The following is a 9,368-nucleotide window of genomic DNA, read 5'->3' as shown; positions in this document are numbered from 1 at the left end:
ATTCCCGTGTGAAAGTAGGTCATCGTCAGGCTATTATTCAAAGCCAACCCCCATCAGCCCAAAGCTGGTGGGGGTTTTGCTTTTGGGGTTTCAAATAGGTGGCGGAATCGCGGCCTCTGAAAACTCACGGGATGCGACTATCGAAGGCCGAAGAGCATCACGGGCATAAAAACCCGCCTTGGTGGGTTTCTGAACTAGTTGCCCCGGGGGATGCAGTTTCGGATTTGTGCCGGCCGCGCTCTACGCTCAGAACAATGCCTGTTGCTCGCCGATAGCCTGATCGCGCGGCGGCTGTAGCGGCCAGCGTGCGATGACTTCGTAGTGGTACGGGCGCCCGCCGCCGCGAACCAGCAGCACTTCGTCCAGCAGCCAGCTCACGGGCTCGATGCACACCAGACGGGCCAGCTTCTCGCTTGCCCAGTAGCTGATGGTGATGTGCGCCGTGGGCTTGACCGCCTTGTGCCCCGTAGTGGCCGTGATGGCTGCGCCCAGACTGCGCAGCAGCAACCCAAAGTCCTCCGGGCTGCGCTCAGCGCGGAAAGCCCACTGGATGCCGTCCGGGCCGGGCTGGCTTTCGATGCGATCCATGTTGAAGCGCACGGCGCGTGCCGAAAGCATGTCGCCGGCCGCGCGCAGCTGCTCGACGACGTGCGGCACGTCTTCAAAACGCCCGGACAGCGATTGATGCCAGTTCGATGGCCGAAACAGGTCGGCGCCCAGTCGCGCCGCGAGGCCCAGGCGTTCGAGTTCGCCGGCCAGCCGTTGGCATGGCGCCGCGGCCGGAATGCCGATGAAAAGGCAGCGGGACGGCGCGGTGAACGACATGGGGTTGGCAGCCTAGCGCGGCAGCAGCGTGTCACGAACAAAGCGCACCAGCGCCCGTGCGGTTTCCGACCCCGCAGGCAGCGGGAGCGTCAGCGCCTGCACCATGTCCAGCCCGACCTGCAATTGCCAGCCGGGCAGCACATTCCGCAGCGGATGCGCATCGGGCACCGGTGCATGGACGTCTTGCTGAAGTGCAGCAACCGGCTCAACGCAGAAATCCGGCGCGACGACGATGCCGGCGCCGTGGCGGGCCAGCGCGATCAGCCCGTCCAGGTCACTGCCCCAGGCCGATGCCTGCAGGGCCACGTCTTCCCGGCGGCCATCCCCGTGTTGCCACTGGCTGGCGAAAGGCTCTTCGCCCTGGCCCAGCAGCAGCATGGGCGCACTGGCCAGGTCCTGTGGCGTCTGGAGCAGCGGCTGGCTTTCGGCGCCGTAGGCGCGAACCTCGAACTGCAGGACGGGCTGCGCCACCCAGGTCTCGGGCGGCTTGCTGGTCATGCGAAAGGCGATATCGATACCTTCGCGAAGCAGATCCACGCGGCGATCCGTGAAGAAGAGCTCGTAGCGCACGGCAGGATGCCGTGACTGGAAGCGCGCGAGCAGCGGCGCGAGCACATGCCGGCCGAAACCGGCGGTGGCACTGATGCGCAGCGTACCGTCCAGCTGGTCGCGCGTGTGCCGCAGCGCCAGGCGGGCGCTCTCGGCGGCCTCCCGGACGGCGCGGGCACGGGTGTGCAGCCGGCGTCCCGCCTCGGTCAGGCCCAGGCTGCGTGTGCTGCGGGCGAACAGCGTCAGCCCCACCGCGGCCTCGATGGCGGCGATGCGGCGGCTGATGGCAGCGCGGGTCAGCCCCAGGTCGCGGGCGGCCTGCGCGAAGCTGCCGGCCTGGGCGATGCGGGCGAACAGTTCCAGTGCGTTGGCGTCGAGCGCCTCCTCGGCGGCGGTCTGGCGGCGCCGACCGACGCCGGGTGGTGGGCTGGCTTTTGTTGACATTCCGTTGACGATGTGACGACTGAAGGCGGTCTACTGCCTGAAAAGTTGCCAATCTAGACTGGGCGCCCCGATGCCGCAAGGGCATCGCCACGAGGTGCTTCCATGTCCAGCCTGCCGTTGTCGCCCGCCGACGCCCTGTCGTCCCGCATCCCAGCCGCCGCCGCACGCGACGATGCCGATCCTCAAGCCGACGACCCATGGGCGGCTCGCCAGGCGCCCACGCTGCTGCGCTGCAGTGACGGGCGACTGCTGGCGGCGCAGTGGTTCGAGCCGCCGGCGACCGTGGGCGTCAGGGCGGTGGCCGTCATCGGTGCGGCAACGGCGGTGCCGGCCGGCTACTACCGGCACTTCGCCGACTGGCTGGCGCGCCGCGGCTACGCGGTGCTGAGCTTTGACTACCGGGGCATCGCCGCCTCGCGCGAGGCGCTGCAGCCGGGCGAGGACGTGCGGCTGCGCGACTGGGCCCGGCTGGACATGGCCGCGGCGCTGCATGCGGCGGACCGGCGTCGCCGTGAGGAGGCCGACCGCCAGCAGTGCGACGTGGGCCTGTTGTGGGTGGGGCATTCGCTGGGCGGCAACGCCGTCGGGCTGGTGCCGGGCTTCGCCGACAAGGTGGACGCGGTGCTGGGCGTGGCGGCGCAGGTGGCCTACCTGGGGCACTGGTCGGGCTTCGCACGCGTGCAGGCCTGGGTGTTCTTCCACTGGATGCTGCCGGTGCTGGTGCGGCTGCTGGGCCATGCGCCGGGCCGCGTGCTGGGCCCGCGCGCGCAGGACCTGCCCGCTGCTGCCGCGCTGGAGTGGGCCGCGTGGGGCCGCACGCCGGGCTTCCTGTTCGGTGACGAAACGCTGGCGCGCGAACGCACCTACGACCGCTTCCACGGCACCGTGCACCTGTGGAGCATCACGGACGACCACCTCTTCGGTCCGGCCGCGGCGGTGGACGCGCTGGCCGCGCAGTTCTGCGCGGCGCGGGTGCAGCGGCATGTGGTGGCGCCGGCCGAGCTGGGCGTGAGCAAGATCGAGCACTTCGGCCCCTTCCGGCGCGACCTGGGCGCGCGGCTGTGGCCCCGGCTGCTGGCGCCCATCGAGGCCGCCACGCCGCGGCTGGCGGCGCGGCTGCCGGCGGCAGGCTGAGCCGCGGGCGCAACACGTTCACGGCGGCGTCATGACCGGCCGGCAGCATGCCAGCCATGCCGACGCCGCAAGACCCTCACGACGCCGCTGACGCCGGCACCGACCGGCCCACGCTGTCGGTGCGCACCGTCTGGATCTCGGACCTGCACCTGGGCACGCCCGGCTGCCAGGCCAAGGCGCTGCTGGACTTCCTGCGCGACGTGGAGTGCGAGACGCTCTACCTCGTCGGGGACATCATCGACGGCTGGCAGCTGCGCCGCAGCTGGTACTGGCCGCAGGCGCACAACGACGTCGTGCAGAAGCTGCTGCGCAAGGCGCGCAAGGGCACGCGGGTGGTCTTCATCCCCGGCAACCACGACGAGTTCGCGCGCAAGTACGTGACGCACAACTTCGGCGGCGTCGACGTGCTGGACGAGGCCATGCACGTGACGGCCGACGGCAAGAAGCTGTGGATCACGCATGGCGACCTGTACGACGGCGTCATCCAGTGCGCGCGCTGGCTGGCCATCGCGGGCGACCTGGCCTACGAGTTCACGCTCAAGGTCAACCGCTGGTTCAACCGCATCCGCGCCAAGTGCGGCTTGCCGTACTGGAGCCTGTCGCGCTACCTGAAGCACAAGGTCAAGCGCGCGGTCAGCTACATCAACGAGTTCGAGAACGCCGTGGCCCGCGAGGCCAAGAAGCGCGGCGCGCACGGTGTGGTCTGCGGCCACATCCACCATGCAGAGATCCGCGAGATCGACGGCGTGCTGTACTGCAACGATGGTGACTGGGTGGAGAGCCTGACGGCGCTGGTCGAGCACTTCGACGGCCGGCTGGAGATCATCGACCGCGGCGACGAGGCGGCGCTGCCGGGCATGCAGCCGGCGCTCAGGCCGGTCACGGCCAGGCCCGAGCCGGTGGCAGTGCCGTTGCCCGAAGTGGTGGGCTGAGCGCCGCCGCCCCGGGGTCGGACAATGCCGGCCCATGTCCTCGCTGATCGCCCACCTGGCTGCCGGTGCTACGGCCTACGCCTGCCGCGGCGCGCGCACGCCGGGCGGGCGGCGCGATCTGCCGCTGTTGGCGGCCTGCGTGGCGCTGGCTGTGCTGCCCGACCTGGACTATCTGTTGTGGTGGGGCTGGCGTTGGCAGGCCGAGCCGCGCGTCACGCACAGCCTGGGCTTTGCGGCTTTCGGCGCAAGCGTGATGTGGCTGCTGCTGAAGCGGTGGCCGCGCGCGGTACCCAGGGCATCGCTGCCGCTGGCCACCACGCTGTTGGCCGCGGCGGCATCGCACGAACTGTTGGACTTTCTCGTCGGTGTGCACGCGTCGCCCTGGTTGTGGCCCGCCAGCGCCCAGGTCTTCGTCTCGCCGCTGGGCCTGCTGCCAAGCGCGGGGCGGCTGGATGTCGGCAACGTCTACCTGTGGCGCAACCTGCTCATCGAGCTGGCTGTGCTGGGGCCGGCAATGCTGGGGCTCTGCGCCGTCAGGCGCGCCGAGCCGCGATTGACGCCGTCGGTATGGCTGGCCCTGGTGATGCTGGCCGGCGTCGCACTGGCCTGGTCGGTCACGCTGCCGCGCTGACGGGCAGCCTCAGCAGCGCCTGCCCCGCGCGGATCTGTGCGCCGGTGGCAATGCCCTCGGCCAGCTCGAAACCCTTGGGCACGAAGACGATGATGGTGGAGCCGTGCTCGAACCAGCCCATCTCCTGGCCCTTCACGTGCGGCGCCGAGCAGGGCATCTCGTGCGCCCCTGGATGGCCGACGTGCAGCAGCACGTTCAGCCAGTGCAGGCGGATGCTGGCCACCAGCACGGCGGCCACCGGCACCAGCGCGATCGGTTGCCCGTCGGCCAGCCGCATGCGCACCACGGCGCGCTCGTTGCGGCAGAACAGCCTCTCCACACGCTTGAGTGCCACGGGGTTCACGTTCCAGGTGTCGCCGCTGAGGTAGGTCACGTGCTCCACGGTGCCGTCGGCGGGCGCGTGGAAGCGGTGGTACATCGCCGACGTGAGCCGCAGCGTGATGAAGCGGCCACCCTCGAAGGCGCTGACGTCCTGCGTCGGGCCGAACAGCTCGGCCGTCGAGTACGGGAAGCCCTTGGCCTGGTAGACCTGGCCCTGCTGCACCGTGCCCATCGCGCCGACGATGGCGTCGCAGGGGCTGGCGAAGACGTCGGGCCGGGCGTCGAACACGCGGGCGCCGTCCTTCAGCTCACGCGTGAAGCAATCCTTGATCGACGTGAAGCGCTGCTGCTTGGCCTCGCGCAGGTCCAGCGGTGTGAACAGCTGCCACACCCGGATGGCCAGCCGCGTGAACAGCGGGCTGCGGATGTTGGCGATGCGGCCCATCAGCCGTGTCGCGGCGATGCGCGGGATGCGGTTGGTGAGCAGGAAGTTCAGGTCTTCCTGCGCGCCCAGGCGGGCCAGCCAGCCGCGCGTGTCCTTGGCGCCGTCGTCAAGCGAGGGCGCTGCTTCTTGTGAGTTCATGTTTATCGCCTTTCGCGCATGGGAGTTGCGGGCCGAGCGCCGGGCCGCTCCCAAGCCGGCCCGTCTGGCGATGTGTCTGCGGCTCGATGCCGCGGACATCGCCGTCCCCTCGGGGGACCGACCAGCTTCGCTTGCGTTCAGCAACGCGAGGCTGGGCGAGGGGTCAAAACTTCTGTGCCAGCATTTCGCGGAACACGCCGCGGCGGATGGCCTTGCCCGTCAGCTCGGGCGCCGTCCACCACCAGCCGTCGGCGCGCATCTCATCGCAGGCGGCGACGAAGCGGTCCATGACCTCGGCGAACTCGGCGTCGCCGTAGTTCAGGCTGAAGATCAGCCGGCCCGTGCCCACCCAGCTCAGCGCGAGGCCGTGCTTGCGCAGGTAGAACTGCAGCATCCAGTGGTAGCGCCCGGGCTGGGTGTAGGTCACCGTCCAGATCGTCGACAGGTTGGCCAGGCGCACCGGCGCGCCGGCCGCCTGCAGCCGTGCGTTGAACTGGGCGCAACGTGCGTTCCAGCGCTCGTCCAGGCCGTCGTAGAGCGCCTTCACCTCGGGGCGCTCGAGGCGCTTCAGGAAGGCCGCCATCGCCGCCACCACGTAGGGGTGGGCGTTGAACGTGCCGCGCGCAAAGCAGATGTCGGCCGGGCGGTCGTCACGGTAGCGCTGCATCAGCGCGCGCGGGCCGCACACCACGCCCACCGGCAGGCCGCCGCCCAGCGTCTTGCCGTAGGTGACGAGGTCGGCCTTCACGCCGAAGTACTGCTGCGCGCCGCCGGGCGCCAGGCGGAAGCCGACGAACACCTCGTCGAAGATCAGCACGATGCCGTGCGCCGTGCACACCTCGCGCAGGCGCTTCAGCCAGGCCGTGTAGGCCTCGCGGTCGTAGCTGGCGCGGCGGCTGCCGTCGATGAGGCTGGAGTCGCCCGGCGCGTTGACGTTGGGGTGCAGCGCCTGCAGCGGGTTCACCAGCACGCAGGCGATGTCGCGCCGCGTGGCCAGCACCTTTAGCGAGCGCTCGGCCATGTCCTGCAGCGTGAAGGTCTCGCGCGGCGGCAGCGGGTTGCCGGGGCCGGGCTGCACGTCCTCCCACCAACCGTGGTACGCGCCGGCAAAGCGCACCAGGCGCTTCTTCTTCGTGTGATAACGCGCCAGCCGCACGGCCTGCATGACAGCCTCGGTGCCGCTCATGTGGAAGCTCACCTCGTCCTGGCCGGAGATGGCCTTCAGCCGGCCCAGCACGTCCAGCACGCAGGGGTGGTAGGCGCCCAGCACGGGGCCCAGCTCGCGCGCGGTGGCCACGGCTTCATCGATGCAGGCCTTGTACGCGTCATAGCCCAGCACGTTGACGCCGTAGGAGCCGGTCAGGTCCATCAGCCGGTTGCCGTCCAGGTCCTCGACGTGCACGCCGGAGCTAGTCTGCAGGAAGGCGCCCACCTTCAAGTGCTGACGCAGCACCGGGCTGAACTGGAAGGGCACGCGGTAGCGGCCGGTGAACTTGAGGTCGGAGATCGCGTCGCGCGCCTGCTCGGTGGCCGCCAGCGTCTTCGCAAAGCGCGTGTCGAACTCGGCGCCCAGCCGCTGCAGCGCGGCGCGGCGTTGCGCCGCGACCTCGACGGGCGCGCCGTCCACGCCGAAGAACTGCGCCTCGTCATAGGCATAGCCCGGCACCCAGCGCGCCAGCCGCTTGGCCATCAGCGAATGGCCGGCCAGCGAGCGGTGCTTGGCGCGCGACAGCTCGATGCGCCGCTTGGCGGCCGGCAGCAGCGCCAGCACGCCCAGGGCCAGCGCTGAAAGGGTGAGTGTTTCGTCCATGGATGGGGGCTCGCTGAGTTTCAACCGGGGGCCGAGCGCCGGGCCGCTCCCAAGCCGGCCCGCGGGCGATGTGCATGCGGCCCGATGCCGCATGCATCGCCGTCCCCTCGGGGGACCGACCAGGGTTGCCGGCGTTCAGCCGTGCAAGCCTGGGCGAGGGGCATGCACATGTTCCATCGGGTCGATCAGCTGGCCGCGCAGCAGGTACAGCGGCGACTTCCAGTACAGCAGCACGTCGTGGAAGGGGTCGGTGATGATCTTGAAGCCCCAGGCCAGGCCCTGCATCAGGTTCTGCGTGATCCACAGCTGCACGACGCGGAACACCAGGCCCGTCACGCCCAGGCAGAACCAGGCCATGCCGACGTCCTCAATGAAGCCCCGCGTGTCTGCCGCCGGCTCGATCAGCCCGCCCAGCGACGGGAACACCCACAGCACCGCGGGCAGCGCCACCCACACCGCCAGCAGCACGATCTTGCGGCGGATGTTGTAGCCCACCTTGATCTCTTCCTTGTGCTCGTCGGTGGCCTGGTTCACGTGGTCGTAGCCGCGCGGTTCGAAGAAGAAGTGGCCCGCCTGGCGTGTCGTCATCGACACGCACCAGGCCAGCAACGCCGCCCAGGCCGGGTTCACGAACACCAGGCCGTACGACACCAGGAAGCTCAGCGCGCTGATCAGGTGCAGGCTCTGGTTGATGCGGCTGTGGTGGTAGTAGCGGTGGTCGTCCCAGCGCTGCGTCTTCAGGGTTTGGAAGAACTCGTTCACGTCGTCCCGTCCTCGTGTTGGGGTGGAATGCGGGGCGGATGGTGGGGGGCTTGCGTGAAATCGGCGTGACGGTGCTGCGTTCATCGTTCTGTCGCATGCAGCGCTGACCATGCGCACCATGAACACCGTCGACGCCGATGACATCCTGGTCGATGACCTGCCCGCGCCGCGCCATTCGCGCCGGCTGGCGGTGGTCACCGAAACCTATCCGCCCGAGGTCAACGGCGTCGCCATGTCGATGGCGCGTGTCGTCGACGGCCTGAACCGCCGCAACCACGATGTGCAGCTGATCCGGCCGCGCCAGTCCGCCAAGCTGACGATGCCACCCTCCGGCAAGCCGGCCGTCGACGAGGTGCTGACCAAGGGCCTGCCCGTGCCGCTGTACCCCAACCTGCGCATGGGCGTGCCGAGCAAGCGCGCGCTGGTGAAGCTGTGGTCGCTGAAGCGGCCCGACGTCGTGCACATCGCCACCGAGGGGCCGCTGGGCTGGTCGGCACTGCAGGCCGCGCAGCACCTGGCGCTGCCGGTCACGTCGGACTACCGCACCAACTTCCACGCCTATGGCAAGCACTACCGGCTGGGCCTTCTGAGCAAGCCCATCATGGGCTATCTGCGCAAGTTCCATAACCGCTGCGACGCCACCATGGTGCCCACCGAAGCCATGCGCGTGCTGCTGGCCGAGCGCGGCTTCGAGCGCCTGACGGTGGTGGGGCGCGGCGTGGACGCGCAGCGCTTCGACCCGGTGCGCCGCAGCGACGCGATGCGCGCCAGCTGGGGCGCCGGCCCGGACGACCTCGTCATGGGCTACGTGGGCCGGCTCGCACCGGAAAAGAACCTGGGCGTCGTGATGGCCGCCTACGAGGCCGTGAAGATCGCGCAACCGCGGGCCCGCCTCGTGTTCGTCGGCGACGGCCCCATGCGTGCCGAGCTGGCCGCGCGCGTGCCCGACGCGGTGTTCGCCGGCGCCCGCAGCGGCGACGACCTGGCCGCGCACTACGCCGGGCTGGACCTGTTCCTGTTCGCCAGCCTGACCGAGACCTTCGGCAACGTCACGACCGAGGCGATGGCCAGCGGCTGCGCGGTCGTTGCGTTCGAGAGCGCGGCGGCGGGCGAGCTGATCCGCAGCGGCGTGAACGGCTGGCTGGCCGGGCCGGGGCGCGAGCCGGAGTTCGTTGCCGCGGTGCGCGCGGCGGCCGGCGATGCGGCTGCGCGCCGCACGGTGGCCGATGGCGCGCGGGCCACGGCGCGGCGGCTGGACTGGGGCGACATCACGGCCCGCTTCGAGGCGGTGCTGGAAGGCGCCATCGCGCGAGCGGAGCCGAGCTTCGGGCTGGCAGGGTTGCAGCCGGCGGCGTGACGGCTCGGGCCGGTCGCAAT

The 9,368-nt window shown here is 70.2% G+C and carries 9 protein-coding genes; 4 read left to right on the top strand and 5 right to left on the bottom strand.

What is annotated here, in order from left to right; translation table 11 throughout:
- Positions 1-246: 246 nt before the first annotated feature.
- Together AC1Q7O_RS27025 and AC1Q7O_RS27020 are read right to left on the bottom strand one after the other, a co-directional pair.
- A complete protein-coding gene (locus AC1Q7O_RS27025) occupies positions 247-825 on the bottom strand; it encodes a 2'-5' RNA ligase family protein (protein ID WP_492662259.1) in 579 nt (192 codons plus the stop codon).
- Between the two features lie 12 nt (positions 826-837).
- Positions 838-1,818 carry a LysR family transcriptional regulator gene (locus tag AC1Q7O_RS27020; protein WP_492662260.1) on the bottom strand — a complete coding sequence of 327 codons (981 nt, stop codon included), beginning with the start codon at positions 1,816-1,818 and terminating at the stop codon, positions 838-840.
- A gap of 102 nt (positions 1,819-1,920) precedes the next feature.
- Between AC1Q7O_RS27020 and AC1Q7O_RS27015 the strand changes: the two genes are divergently transcribed.
- The 3 genes from AC1Q7O_RS27015 to AC1Q7O_RS27005 are packed head-to-tail and all read left to right on the top strand — an operon-like array spanning position 1,921 to position 4,515.
- On the top strand, positions 1,921-2,952 hold the full coding sequence (locus tag AC1Q7O_RS27015) for an alpha/beta hydrolase family protein (protein WP_492662261.1): 1,032 nt from the start codon (positions 1,921-1,923) through the stop codon (positions 2,950-2,952).
- A gap of 56 nt (positions 2,953-3,008) precedes the next feature.
- On the top strand, positions 3,009-3,884 hold the full coding sequence (locus tag AC1Q7O_RS27010) for a UDP-2,3-diacylglucosamine diphosphatase (RefSeq protein ID WP_492662262.1): 876 nt from the start codon (positions 3,009-3,011) through the stop codon (positions 3,882-3,884).
- Positions 3,885-3,918: 34 nt separating this feature from the next.
- Positions 3,919-4,515, top strand: a complete 597-nt coding sequence (locus AC1Q7O_RS27005; protein ID WP_492662263.1) for a metal-dependent hydrolase — start codon at positions 3,919-3,921, stop codon at positions 4,513-4,515.
- Here AC1Q7O_RS27005 and asd read toward each other — a convergent pair.
- The 3 genes from asd to AC1Q7O_RS26990 all read right to left on the bottom strand — a co-directional run bounded on the left by asd (position 4,499) and on the right by AC1Q7O_RS26990 (position 7,991).
- Positions 4,499-5,419: an archaetidylserine decarboxylase gene (gene asd / locus AC1Q7O_RS27000; protein WP_492662264.1), complete on the bottom strand. Its 921-nt coding sequence runs from the start codon at positions 5,417-5,419 to the stop codon at positions 4,499-4,501. The two genes, AC1Q7O_RS27005 and asd, sit on opposite strands and share 17 nt — an antisense overlap.
- Before the next feature lie 163 nt (positions 5,420-5,582).
- Positions 5,583-7,229, bottom strand: a complete 1,647-nt coding sequence (locus tag AC1Q7O_RS26995) for an aminotransferase class III-fold pyridoxal phosphate-dependent enzyme (protein WP_492662265.1) — start codon at positions 7,227-7,229, stop codon at positions 5,583-5,585.
- Positions 7,230-7,364: 135 nt separating this feature from the next.
- Positions 7,365-7,991, bottom strand: a complete 627-nt coding sequence (locus AC1Q7O_RS26990) for a hypothetical protein (RefSeq protein ID WP_492662266.1) — start codon at positions 7,989-7,991, stop codon at positions 7,365-7,367.
- A gap of 118 nt (positions 7,992-8,109) precedes the next feature.
- Here AC1Q7O_RS26990 and AC1Q7O_RS26985 point away from each other — a divergent pair, with 118 nt between their 5' ends.
- The gene (locus AC1Q7O_RS26985) at positions 8,110-9,348 is read left to right on the top strand and encodes a glycosyltransferase family 4 protein (protein ID WP_492662267.1); all 1,239 of its coding nucleotides are present in this window, start codon (positions 8,110-8,112) and stop codon (positions 9,346-9,348) included.
- The last annotated feature ends 20 nt before the right edge of the window (positions 9,349-9,368 follow it).

The organism is Roseateles sp. GW823-FHT07B05, from assembly GCF_058794515.1.
The sequence above is the reverse complement of the archived record's forward strand: the minus strand, read 5'-3'. Positions and strand labels throughout refer to the sequence as shown.